Annotated in this window: 15 protein-coding genes and 1 pseudogene; 14 read left to right on the top strand and 2 right to left on the bottom strand. The window is 41.3% G+C overall.

All coding sequences use genetic code 11. From position 1 onward, the window contains the following. The first annotated feature begins 37 nt into the window (after positions 1-37). From QM877_RS04060 to QM877_RS04030, 7 genes and pseudogenes are all read left to right on the top strand, one after another. Positions 38-1,459, top strand: a complete 1,422-nt coding sequence (locus QM877_RS04060; protein ID WP_315640334.1) for an NCS2 family permease — start codon at positions 38-40, stop codon at positions 1,457-1,459. A gap of 85 nt (positions 1,460-1,544) precedes the next feature. Further along, the gene (tsaE, locus tag QM877_RS04055) at positions 1,545-1,988 is read left to right on the top strand and encodes a tRNA (adenosine(37)-N6)-threonylcarbamoyltransferase complex ATPase subunit type 1 TsaE (protein WP_414317673.1); all 444 of its coding nucleotides are present in this window, start codon (positions 1,545-1,547) and stop codon (positions 1,986-1,988) included. Continuing rightward, positions 1,978-2,499, top strand: coding sequence for an N-acetyltransferase family protein (locus QM877_RS04050; RefSeq protein ID WP_414317672.1), 522 nt, complete (start codon positions 1,978-1,980; stop codon positions 2,497-2,499). The genes tsaE and QM877_RS04050 overlap by 11 nt, the downstream gene beginning before the upstream one ends. Before the next feature lie 4 nt (positions 2,500-2,503). Continuing rightward, a complete protein-coding gene (gene brpA / locus QM877_RS04045; RefSeq protein ID WP_414317671.1) occupies positions 2,504-3,523 on the top strand; it encodes a biofilm formation/cell division transcriptional regulator BrpA in 1,020 nt (339 codons plus the stop codon). A gap of 79 nt (positions 3,524-3,602) precedes the next feature. Then, entirely contained in the window at positions 3,603-4,871 is a 1,269-nt protein-coding gene (locus QM877_RS04040) for a competence/damage-inducible protein A (protein ID WP_414317670.1), read from the top strand. 41 nt (positions 4,872-4,912) lie between these two features. Beyond that, positions 4,913-6,067 carry a recombinase RecA gene (gene recA, locus QM877_RS04035; protein ID WP_414317669.1) on the top strand — a complete coding sequence of 385 codons (1,155 nt, stop codon included), beginning with the start codon at positions 4,913-4,915 and terminating at the stop codon, positions 6,065-6,067. Between the two features lie 176 nt (positions 6,068-6,243). Beyond that, positions 6,244-6,438 (top strand): annotated as a pseudogene (locus QM877_RS04030) (PspC domain-containing protein). 351 nt (positions 6,439-6,789) lie between these two features. Here the strand turns inward: QM877_RS04030 and QM877_RS04025 are convergent. After that, positions 6,790-7,344 (bottom strand): GNAT family N-acetyltransferase, encoded by a 555-nt coding sequence (locus tag QM877_RS04025; protein WP_414315085.1) that lies wholly within the window; start codon positions 7,342-7,344, stop codon positions 6,790-6,792. A 108-nt stretch (positions 7,345-7,452) separates the two neighbouring features. Between QM877_RS04025 and QM877_RS04020 the strand changes: the two genes are divergently transcribed. After that, positions 7,453-8,823, top strand: a complete 1,371-nt coding sequence (locus QM877_RS04020) for an MATE family efflux transporter (protein ID WP_414317668.1) — start codon at positions 7,453-7,455, stop codon at positions 8,821-8,823. Positions 8,824-8,919: 96 nt separating this feature from the next. Further along, on the top strand, positions 8,920-9,636 hold the full coding sequence (locus QM877_RS04015; RefSeq protein WP_045762594.1) for a YebC/PmpR family DNA-binding transcriptional regulator: 717 nt from the start codon (positions 8,920-8,922) through the stop codon (positions 9,634-9,636). Positions 9,637-9,848: 212 nt separating this feature from the next. Here QM877_RS04015 and QM877_RS04010 read toward each other — a convergent pair whose 3' ends face one another. Next, the gene (locus tag QM877_RS04010) at positions 9,849-10,508 is read right to left on the bottom strand and encodes a hypothetical protein (RefSeq protein ID WP_414317667.1); all 660 of its coding nucleotides are present in this window, start codon (positions 10,506-10,508) and stop codon (positions 9,849-9,851) included. Positions 10,509-10,715: 207 nt separating this feature from the next. Here QM877_RS04010 and QM877_RS04005 point away from each other — a divergent pair, with 207 nt between their 5' ends. The 5 genes from QM877_RS04005 (at position 10,716) to QM877_RS03985 (ending at position 15,610) form a co-directional block, all read left to right on the top strand. Then, the gene (locus QM877_RS04005; protein WP_414317666.1) at positions 10,716-11,177 is read left to right on the top strand and encodes a MarR family winged helix-turn-helix transcriptional regulator; all 462 of its coding nucleotides are present in this window, start codon (positions 10,716-10,718) and stop codon (positions 11,175-11,177) included. Continuing rightward, the gene (locus QM877_RS04000) at positions 11,161-12,930 is read left to right on the top strand and encodes an ABC transporter ATP-binding protein (protein ID WP_414317665.1); all 1,770 of its coding nucleotides are present in this window, start codon (positions 11,161-11,163) and stop codon (positions 12,928-12,930) included. The genes QM877_RS04005 and QM877_RS04000 overlap by 17 nt, the downstream gene beginning before the upstream one ends. Next, positions 12,920-14,680, top strand: a complete 1,761-nt coding sequence (locus tag QM877_RS03995; protein ID WP_414317664.1) for an ABC transporter ATP-binding protein — start codon at positions 12,920-12,922, stop codon at positions 14,678-14,680. The genes QM877_RS04000 and QM877_RS03995 overlap by 11 nt, the downstream gene beginning before the upstream one ends. A 67-nt stretch (positions 14,681-14,747) precedes the next feature. Further along, entirely contained in the window at positions 14,748-15,104 is a 357-nt protein-coding gene (locus QM877_RS03990) for a DUF2200 domain-containing protein (protein WP_373115550.1), read from the top strand. Between the two features lie 2 nt (positions 15,105-15,106). Beyond that, positions 15,107-15,610 carry a phosphatase PAP2 family protein gene (locus QM877_RS03985; protein WP_373115551.1) on the top strand — a complete coding sequence of 168 codons (504 nt, stop codon included), beginning with the start codon at positions 15,107-15,109 and terminating at the stop codon, positions 15,608-15,610. Positions 15,611-15,689 lie beyond the last annotated feature (79 nt).

The following is a 15,689-nucleotide window of genomic DNA, read 5'->3' as shown; positions in this document are numbered from 1 at the left end:
AGTCATATTGTTCGTAAAATGACAAAGGAGATTAAAAATGGACAAACTATTTAAACTAAAAGAGCACGGGACAGACGTCCGTACAGAGGTTCTTGCTGGTTTAACAACTTTCTTTGCAATGAGTTATATTCTCTTTGTAAACCCTCAAATGCTTTCACAAACAGGAATGCCTGTTCAAGGTGTATTCTTGGCAACAATCATCGGTTCTGTTGTGGGAACTTTGATGATGGCCTTCTATGCTAACTTGCCATATGCGCAAGCTCCAGGTATGGGACTAAATGCCTTCTTCACATTTACCGTCGTATTTGGGATGGGTTATAAATGGCAAGAAGCTCTTGGAATGGTCTTCATCTGTGGGATTATTTCATTGATTATTACATTGACCAATGTTCGTAAAATGATCATCGAATCTATTCCTACAACTCTTCGTTCAGCGATTTCAGCTGGTATTGGGGTTTTCCTTGCTTATGTTGGGATTAAGAATGCTGGTCTCTTGAAATTCTCGATTGACCCAGGTACCTATACAGTAGCAGGTGAAGGAGCAGATAAGGCTCAAGCAGCACTTACTGCAAACTCAGCAGCTGTTCCAGGATTGGTAGACTTCAACACTCCAGCTGTCTTGGTAGCTCTTGCAGGTATTGCCATTACTATCTTCTTCGTTGTTAAGGGGATCAAAGGTGGTATCATCCTTTCTATTTTGACAACGACAGTTCTTGCCATTGCTGTTGGTCTTGTTGATTTGTCTAGCATTGACTTTGCAAGCAATAATCTTTCATCAGCCGTTAATGACCTAGGAACCTTGTTTGGTGCTGCTCTTGGTTCAGAAGGATTGGGATCTCTGATTTCAAACACTTCTCGTTTGCCAGAAACCTTGATGGCCATTCTTGCTTTCTCATTGACAGATATTTTTGATACTATCGGTACTCTTATCGGTACTGGTGAAAAAGTTGGTATCATTGCAACAAGTGGTGAAAACCATGAGTCAGCTAAATTGGATAAGGCTCTTTACTCTGACTTGGTGGCAACTTCAGTAGGTGCTATTGCAGGTACTTCAAACGTTACAACTTATGTTGAGTCTGCAGCTGGTATCGGTGCTGGTGGACGTACTGGTTTGACAGCTTTGGTTGTTGCCATCTGTTTTGCCCTATCAAGCTTCTTTAGCCCACTTCTAGCAATCGTTCCAACAGCTGCAACTGCACCAATTTTGATTATTGTCGGAATTATGATGCTCTCTAACTTGAAAAATATTCCTTGGGATGATATGGCTGAAGCTGTTCCAGCTTTCTTCACATCTATCTTTATGGGATTCAGCTACTCAATTACACAAGGGATTGCCGTTGGTTTCTTAACTTATACTTTAACGAAAGTTGTCAAAGGTCAAGTGAAAGATGTGCATGTCATGATTTGGATTTTGGATGCCTTGTTTATCTTGAACTATATCAGTATGGCTCTTAACTAATGACAAAAACAAAAAAAGAGGGGAGTCTCCTCTTTTTTTGTTGATGGAAATATCACAAAATAAAACTTTTTGGTATAATAAATACATGTACACAAAAAATGAAGATGAGTTGGTTGCACTTGGGGAAAAGCTAGGGCACTTGTTAGAAAAAAATGATGTGTTGATTTTGACTGGTGAATTAGGTGCTGGGAAAACAACGCTAACAAAGGGTCTGGCTAAGGGATTAGGCATTCATCAAATGATTAAGAGTCCTACTTATACCATTGTTCGAGAATATGAAGGACGTCTACCCTTGTATCACTTAGATGTTTATCGTATCGAAGGTGATGCAGATTCTATCGACTTGGATGAATTTCTTTTTGGTTCAGGTGTAACGGTTATTGAGTGGGGACATCTATTGGGGGGCAATCTTCCATCGGATTATCTGGAGTTAGAAATCCTTAAAAAAGATGAGGGCCGAGAAATCGTCTTTCATGCTCATGGCCAAAGAGCTACAGAACTTTTGAAAGGATTGACGGATGGAGTATGATCTTTTAATCCGTGAAGCGGAAATCCAGGATGCTTCAGCGGTCATTGCTCTCTTAGATCAAATTGGTCAAGAGTCTAATTTTACCAGTCTGGATGAAAATGGGATTGCAATGAGTGAGTCTGAGATGCAACATTTTTTGGATAAGCAGGCCCAGTCGGATAATCAAATTACCCTACTCGCTTTTTTGAATGATGAGTTAGTAGGAATCATCAATACAACAGCTGATCAACGTCCGCGAGTCCGTCATATTGGAGATGTTTTTTTAGGAATAAAAAAAGCTTACTGGGGAAATGATCTCGGTAGTATCTTGATGGAAGAAACTATTGAATGGGCCAAATCAAGTGGTAGTATTCGACGGTTACAATTGACAGTTCAAAAAAGAAATCTTGCTGCGGTGCATCTGTATGAAAAAATGGGTTTTATCATAGAAGGATTACAGGAACGTGGTGCTTGTATAGAAGGAGGAGAGTTTCTAGATGTTTACCTAATGGGTCAACTGATAGACGAATAAGAGTATGGTAAAAAAAATAATTGGAATGTTTTTGGGTTTGGTCCTTGTGACGGTGCTAGGTGTAGGTGCCTATGCTTATACAATTTATCAGCAAAGTACGCAAACTTTAGCTAAAACCTATAAAAAAATCGGTGAAGAAACCAAGGTCATTGAAGCGACCGAACCTCTGACGATTTTGCTTATGGGCGTGGATACAGGAAATGTTGAGCGTACAGATCCATGGGCTGGTAACAGTGATTCAATGATCTTAGTGACAGTGAATCCTAAAACTAAGAAGACAGTCATGATGAGTTTGGAGCGTGATATTCTCACACAAATCCAGCAACCAGATGGTAGTGTTAGAGAAGCGAAACTCAATGCTGCCTATGCTGATGGCGGAGCAGAGTTGTCTATTTCAACGATTCAAAAGATGATGAACATCCATATTGACCGTTATGTGATGGTCAATATGCATGGACTTCAAAGAATGGTTGATGCTGTGGGTGGAATTACAGTCAACAACACTCTCGGCTTCCCAATTTCTATTCAAGATCAGGAACCTTTTAATACGATTTCGATTGGAGTCGGTGAGCAAACCCTCAATGGTGAAGAAGCTCTTGTTTATTCACGCATGCGTTATCAGGATCCTGAAGGGGACTATGGTCGTCAAAAACGCCAGCGTGAAGTGATTCAAAAGGTTGTCGAGAAAATTCTTAGTTTGAACAGTGTGAGTCACTACCAAGAGATTCTAAAGGCTCTTAGTGACAACATGCAGACAAATATCGAGATTACAACAACAACGATTCCTCAGTTGATGGGTTATCAAGATTCCTTTAAAAATATCGAAACCCAACAATTACGTGGTGAAGGTGAAATGATTGACGGGATTTCTTACCAGATCGTTTCCGCTGAGCATATACTAGAGATGCAAAATCTTTTACGCCGTTCGCTCGGACAACCAGAGGTTACGAATTTGGAGACCAATATAGTCTTGTACGAGAATCTTTTTGGCCACTTGCCACCATCTTCTGAGGAGTCAGAATAACAAGAAACTATCCATCAAATCGTAGGAATTATCCTGCGATTTTTTCAAAGAAATCCGAATAGGTAAGTAGGAGGAAAAAATGAAAGCAGAAATTATAGCTGTCGGGACAGAGATTTTGACAGGTCAGATTGTCAATACCAATGCGCAATTCTTGTCTGAAAAGTTGGCTGAAATTGGTGTAGATGTCTATTTTCAGACGGCCGTAGGAGATAACGAGGCTCGTCTCTTATCCTTGTTAGAAATTGCTCAGAATCGCAGTAGTCTAGTTATTTTAACAGGTGGCTTGGGGCCAACGGAAGATGATTTGACCAAGCAAACTTTGGCCCAATTTTTAGGACGTGACTTGACTTTTGATCCTCAGGCTCAGGCTAAGCTGGATGACTTTTTTGCTCACCGACCAGACTATGCTAGAACACCAAATAATGAACGCCAGGCTCAAATCGTTCAAGGTTCAACTCCATTACCAAACGAAACAGGGCTGGCAGTCGGTGGCATGATTGAGGTGGCGGGTGTCACCTATGTTGTCCTACCAGGACCTCCAAGTGAATTGAAACCCATGGTCTTAAATGAGTTGCTGCCGAGATTGACAACGGGCTCTAAGCTTTATTCGCATGTCATGCGTTTCTTTGGGATTGGTGAAAGTCAGCTAGTGACCATTCTATCAGATCTGATTGACCAGCAAACGGATCCAACCATAGCGCCTTACGCCAAAACTGGAGAAGTGACCCTTCGCTTGTCGACCAAGGCTAAGAGTCAGGAAGAGGCGGATCGTGTTCTAGATGCTTTAGAACAAAAAATCCTTGAAAGAGAAACCTTTGAGGGGCTTTCACTTCGAGAAATTTGCTATGGCTATGGGGAAGAAACCAGCTTGGCTAGCCTGGTAGTAGAAGAGTTGAAAAAGCAAAAGAAAACTATCACTGCAGCAGAAAGCTTGACTGCAGGTCTTTTTCAAGCTACTTTGGCAGATTTTTCAGGTGTATCTTCTATCTTTAAAGGTGGCTTTGTGACCTATAGTCTTGAGGAAAAAGCTAAGATGCTTAATATTCCACAAGCGGAATTGGAAAAACACGGAGTCGTCTCAGCCTTTACTGCTGAAAAAATGGCTGAACAGGCGCGAATCAAGACTCAGTCAGATTTTGGAATTAGTTTGACAGGAGTGGCTGGACCAGATAGCCTAGAAGGACATCCAGCAGGTACAGTCTTTATCGCTTTGGCGCAAGCTTCGGGGACAGAAGTTATCCAGGCCAATATAGCAGGCAGAAGTCGAGCTGATGTCCGAGAAATTGCAGTCTTACATGCCTTTAACCTAGTTCGCAAAGCTTTATTAAGTGCTGGAGATTTGTTATAATAGAAGAAGGTCTAAGGACTATTAGAATACAGGAGAATATAATGGCGAAAAAACCAACAAAAAAATTAGACGAAATTGGCAAAAAATTTGGTGCTGATCGTGAAAAAGCCTTAAACGATGCCCTTAAATTGATTGAAAAAGACTTTGGTAAGGGTTCAATCATGCGTCTGGGGGAACGTGCAGAGCAAAAGGTCCAAGTGATGAGCTCAGGTTCTTTGGCTCTTGATATTGCACTTGGTTCAGGTGGTTATCCAAAGGGACGTATCATTGAAATCTACGGGCCAGAATCATCAGGTAAGACAACAGTAGCCCTTCATGCGGTAGCGCAAGCCCAAAAAGAAGGCGGAATTGCTGCCTTTATCGATGCGGAGCACGCGCTTGATCCAGCCTATGCAGCAGCGCTTGGTGTTAATATCGATGAATTGCTCTTGTCACAACCAGACTCAGGTGAGCAAGGCCTTGAAATTGCGGGGAAATTGATTGACTCAGGTGCAGTTGATCTTGTTGTTATCGACTCAGTTGCTGCCCTTGTACCTCGTGCAGAAATCGATGGAGATATCGGAGATAGCCACGTTGGTCTTCAAGCTCGTATGATGAGCCAGGCTATGCGTAAACTTGGAGCTTCTATTAATAAGACTAAGACAATCGCTATCTTCATCAACCAATTGCGTGAAAAAGTAGGGGTTATGTTTGGTAATCCAGAGACAACTCCTGGTGGACGTGCCCTTAAATTCTACGCTTCTGTCCGTTTGGATGTTCGTGGAAGCACACAAATCAAGGGAACTGGTGACCAAAAAGATACGAGCGTAGGTAAGGAAACCAAGATTAAGGTTGTTAAAAACAAGGTGGCTCCACCATTTAAAGAAGCCTTTGTTGAAATCATGTATGGTGAAGGAATTTCAAGAACTGGTGAGCTTTTGAAGATTGCAAGTGATCTTGACATCATCAAGAAAGCAGGAGCATGGTACTCTTATAAAGACGAAAAAATCGGTCAAGGTTCTGAAAATGCTAAGAAATACTTGGCGGATCACCCAGAAATCTTTGATGAAATTGACCACCAAGTTCGTGTCAAGTTTGGCTTGATTGAAGATGATGCAGTAGCCGATGAAAAAATTGCACCAGTAGAATCAGAAGTAGCTAATCAAGAAGTGACTCTTGACCTTGGCGATGATCTTGAAATCGAAATTGAAGATTAAAAAGTAAAAGTGGTGGAGAAATCCCCACTTTTTCTGCTATATGAGAATAAAGAAACAAGGTTATGAGAGCAGGAATGACAGATTTTCACAGTAAAAATGAGGAAGACTATTGCAAAAGATTTGATTTGATGATAAAACAAATTGAAAACAAAAGTAATGCCAAGGAGATTGTTGGTATGGAAAAACGTCTAGTTCGTAATGTTCAAGATAAAAAAATTGCTGGTGTTTGTGCAGGGCTTGCTGACTATTTAGATATTGATGCAACACTTATTCGTGGGCTTTGAATTCTCTTCACATTACTAGGTGGATCAGGAATTCTTGCTTACCTCATTCTTTGGCTCATCATGCCTGAAGCTGGAACAGAAGCATAAACTTAGTGCATCTTTATAAGACAAATCATGATAAGAGAGTGGGACAGAAATCGGTAATTCGTTAGAATTCGATTTCGTCGTCCCACCTCCGCAAAGTTGAGTAGGGCTGTAAAAGCTGATGAAATCAGCGTAGTAGAGCCCACTCAACCACTGCGTCTTGCTCGATAATCCAAAGACAATTGAGAGGCTAGGATTTTTGTCCCAGCCTCTTATTTGTGATATGCGAGAATAGTTTTTTCCCAATTTTCATCTTATTTAGGAAAAATAAAAAATCACCTACGACAGGTGATTGTATATTGGTTACAGAGAAAATTACAAATCTTTAATGGAGATTCAAGGTTTCAATCTAGATTAGTGTTCGCTAAAGCGACGGTACTCGATGCGAAAGTCGAAGTAATTCTCTTCTTGCAATTTTTGGAAGATATTCCGATAGGCTTCTTCATCAAAGTGGTCGCCACGATATAGAATCTCAAAACTAAGACCTTCGTACTCCAAAAAAGCATTGGCAGTTTTAAAACCATTTTGTAGGTAGAAGTCCATGCGGGCTTTTCGTTGTTCGAGGTTATCACAATCTTCGTCCAACCGCTCCACTTCAAGAATCATGGTACGTTGGTAAAAATCAATGAGTTTTTCAATGATTTCTCTCCCGTAGCCATGACTACGGAGATGAGGCATAATAGCAAAGAAGCTAATGTAGAATGCTTTTTGGTTGGAAATGGCAAAAGCGAAGCCGACAAATTCTTCCTCGTTATAGAAAGCGAAAAAGTGGGCATCATCTCTATCCTGGTAACTTAAAAATTCTTCCAAAGAGACGCGTTCTTCTTCAGGAAAGGCTTCCTTGTTTAATTGGTCGACTTTTTCAAGGTCTGGGAATGCATCTGTAATTAACTGGCTGGTTAAGCTCATACATACTCTCCTTTTCTGTCACGATTATACCAGATTGTTTGTAACTAGGCAACGCTTTCTTATCCAAACTCCCTTGTTCCCCTACTAGAAAGCTGATATAATAGCCTTATGAATAAAAAATCAACGGTGGACCTGATTCATGGTCCCATCCTTCCCGCGCTAATTAGTTTTGCATTACCGATTCTACTGTCCAATATCTTTCAGCAACTTTATAATACGGCTGATATTTTGATTGTTGGGCGTTTTTTAGGGCAAGATTCCTTGGCGGCAGTCGGAGCAACGACAGCCATTTTTGATTTGATTATCGGCTTTGCCCTCGGTGTTGGAAATGGGATGGGTGTTGTTATTGCACGTCTCTACGGCGCTCGTAATTTTGAGAAGATTAAGGAAGCTGTCGCAGCAACTTGGATTTTAGGGATTATATTGAGTGTGCTTGTCATGATGATGGGCTTTTTTGGTCTTTATCCACTCTTACAGTACCTAGAAACACCTGCAGAAATTCTCCCTCAGTCCTATGAATATATCTCCATGATTGTTAGCTGTGTGGGAGTGAGCTTTGCTTATAATCTTTTTGCAGGTTTGCTACGCTCTGTTGGCGATAGTCTTGCTGCGCTTGGTTTTCTTATTTTCTCAGCCATCGTTAATGTGATTCTGGATTTGTATTTTATTACACAATTGCAGTTAGGTGTTCAATCTGCTGGTCTTGCAACCATTATCTCCCAGGGTTTGTCAGCTATCCTTTGTTATCTCTATATCCGAAAGAGTGTTCCAGAGCTCCTTCCTAGGTTGAAGGATTTTAAATGGAATAAGGCCCTCTATGTCGATCTCTTAGAGCAGGGGCTAGCTATGGGGCTGATGGGATCAATCGTTTCTGTCGGAAGCGTCATCTTGCAATCCTCTGTCAATAGTTTTGGAGCAGTCATTATCAGTGCTCAGACAGCAGCACGCAGAATCATGGCCTTTGCCTTATTGCCGATGACAGCTATTTCAGCTTCCATGACGACTTTTATCTCTCAAAACTTTGGAGCGAAACGTCCCGAACGTATCGTTCAAGGTCTTCGACTAGGGAGTTATATCAGTATGGCTTGGGCAAGCTTTGCTTGTGTATTTCTATTTTTTGCAAGTCCTAGTCTGGTTTCTTTCCTAGCAAGTTCGACAGATGGTTATCTGATTGAAAACGGGACTTTATACCTACGCATCAGTTCGGTATTCTATCCATTTTTGAGTCTTTTATTGATCTATAGAAATAGCTTACAGGGGCTAGGTCAAAAACTCTTACCCCTCGTATCTAGCTTTATCGAGTTTTTTGGTAAAATTATTTTCGTGGCTTGGATTATTCCTTGGACAGGTTATACAGGTGTGATTCTATGTGAGCCCCTTCTCTGGCTAGTTATGACTGCCCAACTTTACTTCTCACTTTCCAAACATCCATGGATCAAAGAAGGCAAAAAACTCTTGGCTACTGGCGGGAAATCCTAGCTTAATTTACAAAAGAAAATCCATTTCCTCTAGTGAAAATCGGATAGACTTGTGTTATAATAAGAAAGATTAAAATGTGAAAAAAGGAGATTCCTAATGGGACGTAAATGGGCCAATATCGTAGCTAAGAAAACGGCTAAAGATGGAGCTAACTCTAAAGTATATGCAAAATTTGGTGTAGAAATCTATGTAGCAGCTAAAAAAGGTGAACCAGATCCAGAACTAAACACTGCTTTGAAATTCGTTATCGATCGTGCCAAACAAGCGCAAGTACCAAAACACGTTATTGATAAGGCTATCGATAAGGCAAAAGGAAACACAGACGAAACCTTTACAGAAGGACGTTACGAAGGATTTGGACCAAATGGTTCAATGTTGATCGTTGATACCTTGACTTCAAACGTCAACCGTACAGCTGCGAATGTTCGTGCTGCTTTTGGTAAAAACGGTGGAAACATGGGAGCTTCAGGTTCTGTCTCTTACCTCTTTGACAACAAAGGTGTTATCGTCTTTGCAGGTGAAGATGCTGATGCTATCTTTGAACTCTTGCTTGAAGCAGATGTCGATGTAGACGATGTAGAAGCAGAAGAAGGAACAATCACTGTCTACACTGCACCAACTGATCTTCACAAGGCTATCGTTGCCTTGCGTGAATCTGGTATTGAAGAATTCCAAGTAACTGAATTAGAAATGATTCCTCAATCAGAAGTTGAGTTGTCAGGTGAAGATTTGGAAACATTTGAAAAACTCTACGGAGTCCTTGAAGACGACGAAGACGTACAAAAAATCTACACAAACGTAGATGGATTCTAAGAATAAAAATAACCCCTTTGAAAATTCAGTATTTTCAAGGGGTTTGTTTATCCTGTGATAACAAAAGGTGCAGGAAAGAGGCAAAAATCTCTTTTTACAAAAAATTCATTTTTGATCCATAATCCAATGGATTGTGGAAATATCGTGGTGCTGGGGTTTAGAAATCGAGACTTGGTCTACCGATTGCTATTCCCAGTACCTTTTTAGTTATGTTAAACTTTCACTCCAGAATCAGATTGTTCTTTTCGGTCCAGTCCGACAGCAAATTTATGAATCAGAAGAAACTGACCATTTTTCTGCTTTACAAAGTTTAAAACAACTGCCTTACTAGGTGAACCTAGGGAGAGATAGGTGATTCTTTTGGTTTCATAATCACTGTCACTTGAATCTACTTCAGAATCTGGACTCCCATGTTCCCTGATAATGTCATTGTAGTTGGTACCCCCTTGCCCTTGGTTGGAAGGGTCGCCCTCTATTAAGGCATCAAACTGTTCTTGAGTCCAGGTAAAGATCTCTTCTTCCTCTTCATATTCATCAATGGTACTATTTGGCCAATCTTCATTGGTTGGTTCTTCCATGAGATAATTAGAAGAGCCACGATAGCCTCTTATAAAATCAGCGAAGATAGGAGTGAACAGCAGTTGGCTTATCAGTACAATGATAATGGAAATGAGGCCAAAGCTTGAACCAATCATAGCTAATGTTTTTTGATTTTGGAGATTGAGGCCAATGCCGATGACTCCTAAGATCAAGGCAACAAATCCAAAGAGAAAGGATAGACCATTGATAATTGGTATCCAAGAACCAAGAAGCGCCAGGGCTCCAAAGATGATGGCAAGAATTCCTAAGATTTTCTGTTCTTTTTGTTTCATGTGTGAATTTCTCATTTCTAGTAAACTGGATTCGTATCTTTGTGAGATAGTGTTTATTATAGATAAAATAAGAGCTTATGTCAATTTCTGCTTAGATAGTTCTCAAGGAAACTTTTTTCTTGACATCCTATTTGAAAATGATAAAATAGTTCTCATGAGAACCAATTGGTTTTCATGAGAACTATTTATGTGTAAAAAGGAGCAATCATGGATAAGCCGATGTTAGCTTTTAAACGTTTTGGTCATCAGGTTCACCTTATGGTGCAACAGGAAGCTAAACGTTGTGGTATTGAATTTATGGGCGGACCGCAGGGCCAAGTCATACGATTTTTAGACTATCGTGAGGAGTCTGAACAGGCGGTGTTAATCAAGGATATTGAGCAGGAACTCAATATCACCAAGTCAGTCGCCAGTAATCTAGTGAAGCGTATGGTGCAAAATGGTTTGGTGGAATTGGAAGTGAATCCAAATGACAAGAGAGCTAAGTACGTTCGATTGACGGATAAATCACGCTCTCAGATGAAGCCAATCAAGTCTTTCTTTGATCGAATTGACCGTAGTCTACTTGATGGAATTTCTGAGGAAAAACTAGCTGTTTTTGAAGAAGTCATGGGTCGACTACAGGCTAATGTAGATAAAATGGGAGGTAAGAATGAAGAAACTCGCTAAACGTATCACGGGAAAAGAGTGGGGAATGATTCTCTTGACTGTCCTCTTTACCTGTTTCTCGGTCTATCTAGAGTTAGAAGTACCGACTTACATTTCAGAAATTACAGAACTACTTGGAACTCCAGGTACGGAGCTAGGAGATCTTTGGTCACCAGCCATTAAGATGATAGGCTTGTCTCTACTTGCTTTTCTGTCATCCGTTACTGTTGGATTTTTTGCAGCTCGCGTTGCAGCATCCTACACGGCTCATCTGCGTAGTGATATTTTTAATCGTGTCTTGGATTACTCTCAGACAGAGATCAAACGTTTCTCTATTCCTAGTCTTTTGACTCGGACGACCAATGATATCACGCAGGTTCAGATGCTCTTTACCATGGGACTCCAGGTGGTCACTCGTGGACCAATCATGGCTATCTGGGCCATTGGAAAAATCCTTGGGAAGTCTGAGTACTGGCTCTGGGCAGTAGTAATCGCTGTTATCGTCAATGTTTTGATGACAACTGTTCTCCTGACTCTGGCCTTTCCAAAACAATCTGTCATCCAAAAATTGACAGATAAACTCAATAGTATTACTCGTGAAAGTTTGACAGGGATTCGAGTGGTGCGTGCTTATAATGCTGAGGACTACCAAGATCAGAAATTTGAGGAAGCTAATGATGAAGTCACCCGTCTCAATCTCTTTGTCAACCGCTTGATTGCGATTATGAATCCTATTATGATGGCGATTTCGAGTGGCTTGAGTTTAGCTATCTACTGGATTGGAGCCTATATCATTAATGATGCTAGCCTGACAGACCGTCTACCACTCTTTAGTGATATGGTGGTCTTCATGTCTTATGCCATGCAGGTCGTGATGGGATTCTTGCTCATGGGAGCTCTCTTTATCGTCCTTCCTCGTACCTTGGTTTCTGCAGGACGTATCAATCAAGTACTAGACTTGCATTCTTCTATTGAAAATCCTAGTCAACCACAGACGGCAGATTCATCTATTCAAGGTCAAGTGGAATTCCGTGATGTAACCTTCCGCTATTCTAAAAACTCAGAAGCAGTTGTGGAACATGTTAGCTTCAAGGCAGAAGCTGGTCAAACGGTCGCTTTTATCGGTTCAACTGGTTCTGGTAAATCTACGCTTGTGAACCTCTTGCCTCGTTTTTATGATGTATCAGATGGAGAAATCCTAGTAGACGGCGTCAATGTGCAGGATTATGATTTGGAAGACTTGCGGAATAAAGTCGGCTATATCCCACAAAAAGCCGTCCTTTTCTCAGGAAATGTCAAAGGCAATCTAGACTTCGGTAAAAGTCAAGAAAGCCCACTAAGTGAGACTGCTATGTGGCAAGCTCTTGAGTTGGCCCAGTCTAAAAGCTTCATCGAGGATAAGGAAGCAGGTCTAAACTCAGAAGTGGCCCAAGGTGGGACCAACTTTTCAGGAGGACAAAGACAACGTTTGGCCATTGCGCGTGCCTTGGCTCGTAAGCCAGAAATTCTCATTTTTGATGATTCATTCTCAGCCTTGGACTACAAGACAGACCGTATCTTGCGCCAAGAACTAGCTGAAAAAACCCAGTCTATGACCAAGTTGATCGTTGCCCAACGTATCTCAACCATTATGGACGCTGACTTGATCTTAGTCTTAGATCAGGGTAAAGTCGTGGGACAAGGCACCCACAAGGAACTTCTTGCGACCAACGAAGTTTATCAAGAAATTGCCTATTCACAACTATCGAAGGAGGAATTGGAACATGGAAAATAAGAAAATGTCCTTATGGAAACAGTGCAAACCTTTTCTAGCAGGTCTCCAACTTCCTCTACTAGTTGCAGTTGTGGCGGCTGTATGTTCAAGCATCATCACGGTTTATGGACCAACTAAGATTAAGGAAATCACCAACTTGATTTCAGATGGTTTAACTACAGAAATCGACTTAGGGGCTGTAACAAGTATCGCCAGCTTTTTAGCAATTTTGTATGTACTTGGTGCCATTCTCAACTATACGCAAGCCTATATTTTTTCAACGAGTATCCAACATTTTTCAAAACGAATGCGGACGGCCATTGCTGAAAAAATTAACCGTCTGCCACTTGCTTATTTTGACCGTCATTCTCAAGGAGATACTCTATCTCGTGTAACCAATGACGTCGATACGGCGGCTCAGTCCCTCAACCAAAGTCTGGGAACAGTGCTCTCAGCTAGCTTTCTACTGATTGCTGTTTTGATTACCATGTTTGGCATGAACTGGATTTTAGCATTGGTAACAGTTGTTTCAACACTTGTAGGTTTTGCGGCTGTTTCAGTCATTATGGCTAAGTCACAAGGCTACTTTAAAGCTCAACAAAACAATCTAGCAGCTGTCAATGGTTATGTGGAAGAAATGTACTCTGGCCACAATGTTGTGACCAGCTATAACGCTGTAGAACCAACTAAAGAAACATTCGCAGGATTGAATCAAGACCTACATGATAGTATCTGGAAATCTCAATTTATTTCTGGAATTATGATGCCAGCAATGATCTTTGTTGGGAACTTTAGCTATGTTTTGGTAATCATCGTCGGTGCAGTCCTAGCTCTTGAAGGCCATATCAGTATTGGTATCATCGTAGCCTTCATGGTCTACGTTCGTACCTTCTCTCAACCCTTATCACAGATTGCCCAAGGGATTACAAGTTTGCAACAAGCCAGTGCAGCCATGACACGTGTCTTTGAATTTCTAGGTGAAACTGAGATGGAAGACGAATCTCATAAGGAAAGACAATTGACCAACATGAAGGGTGAAGTAGTCTTCGACAGAGTTGCCTTTGGTTATACTCCTGATAAAACCATCATTCATGACTTTTCTGCGACAGCTCATGCAGGTCAAAAGGTTGCCATTGTTGGACCAACTGGTGCTGGGAAGACGACCATTGTTAACCTCTTGATGAAGTTCTATGAGATTGATAAGGGAAGTATTCGCATTGATGGTGTGGATACCAAGGCTATGAGGCGCTCAGAAGTACACGATGCCTTTTCAATGGTCTTGCAGGATACCTGGCTCTTTGAAGGAACCATTCGTGACAATCTCATCTACAATCAAACAGGTATCAGTGATGAAGGTGTGATTGAAGCTGCCAAAGCAGTCGGAATCCACCACTTTATCACAACCTTACCTGATGGATACGATACTGTTTTGGATGATACAGTGACCTTGTCAGTCGGGCAGAAACAACTCTTGACCATTGCTCGTGCTCTGATCAAAGATGCTCCGCTCTTGATTCTGGACGAAGCAACATCCTCAGTCGATACTCGTACGGAGGAGTTGATTCAAAAGGCTATGGACCGTTTGATGGAGGGACGTACATCCTTTGTCATCGCCCACCGCTTGTCAACGATCCGCAATGCTGACTTGATTCTGGTCATGAAAGAAGGAAACATCATCGAGCAAGGCAATCATGAAGAGCTTATGGCTCAAGGTGGTTTCTATGCAGACCTCTACAATAGTCAATTTATAGAAGACCAAGTAGAAGAATAGTAATTCAAAAGAAGGCTTGACGGCCTTCTTTTTCTTCTTTATACTGGTATAATAGAAAGAGGAGAGTATGAGTCAGAAATTATACAATATGAAATTTTCTGAGGTCTATCAAGCCTTGATTGCAAAGGTTGAGCGAAAGGGTGGAAGGGCAGAATCCGTTCACCAAGTGACCAGTTGGCTGACAGGTTATGAAGTGAGTGACATCCTCACTTGTCTGAATAAAGACCTTACTTATGGAGATTTTTTTCGACAGGCGCCGTCTTATGCTCCTGAACGGATAGCGATTACAGGAAAGATTTGTGGGGTTCGTATTGAGGAAATTGAGGATCCTCTGATGCAGGAAATCCGTCGTCTGGACAAATTAGTAGACTGGCTTGCCAAGGGGAAAACAGCCCAGCAGGTCCTAGAAAAGTATGAGAAATAGAAATGAAAAACTATCAAGAATGGTACGAGAAGAGGAAATCAGGTCTTATTCGACATCCACAACTTTTGCAATTGATGCGAGTTTTTAATCGCATGATGACAGTCCTGATGCCCTTGGCATACTTGACACTGTTGGGAACAAGCTTTGTAAGTAAAGGGGTTGGTAAAGAACTTTCTGCCTATATTTTAGTTCCAGCTTTAGGATTTGTCCTATTGACGCTTGTTCGTAAGTGGATCAATCAACCGCGTCCCTATGAAACTTGGGAAATTATCCCGCTACTAGATAAAGACAGCTCTGGAAATTCAATGCCTAGCCGCCATGTCTTTTCGGCAACCATTATTTCCATGGCTTGCCTGCATGCAAATCTTCCTGTGGGGTTGGTTTTGTTGGTCTTATCAGCTCTTCTCGGTCTTGTTCGAGTTTTAGGGGGTGTTCATTATCCCAAGGATGTTTTAGTCGGCTATACCTGTGGTCTCCTCTTGGGAATTCTTTTCTTTATTTTTTGAAATTCAAAGCAAGTGGGCTTGGCCTCGTAACCACTTACGGGTCAAAAGTGACCACTTGCTTTTTTGCTCTTGTAAAGTC

The sequence above is a fragment of the Streptococcus infantis genome (genome assembly GCF_047463655.1).
GTDB lineage: Bacteria > Bacillota > Bacilli > Lactobacillales > Streptococcaceae > Streptococcus > Streptococcus infantis_Z.
This window is presented reverse-complemented; position numbering and strand designations above follow the sequence as displayed.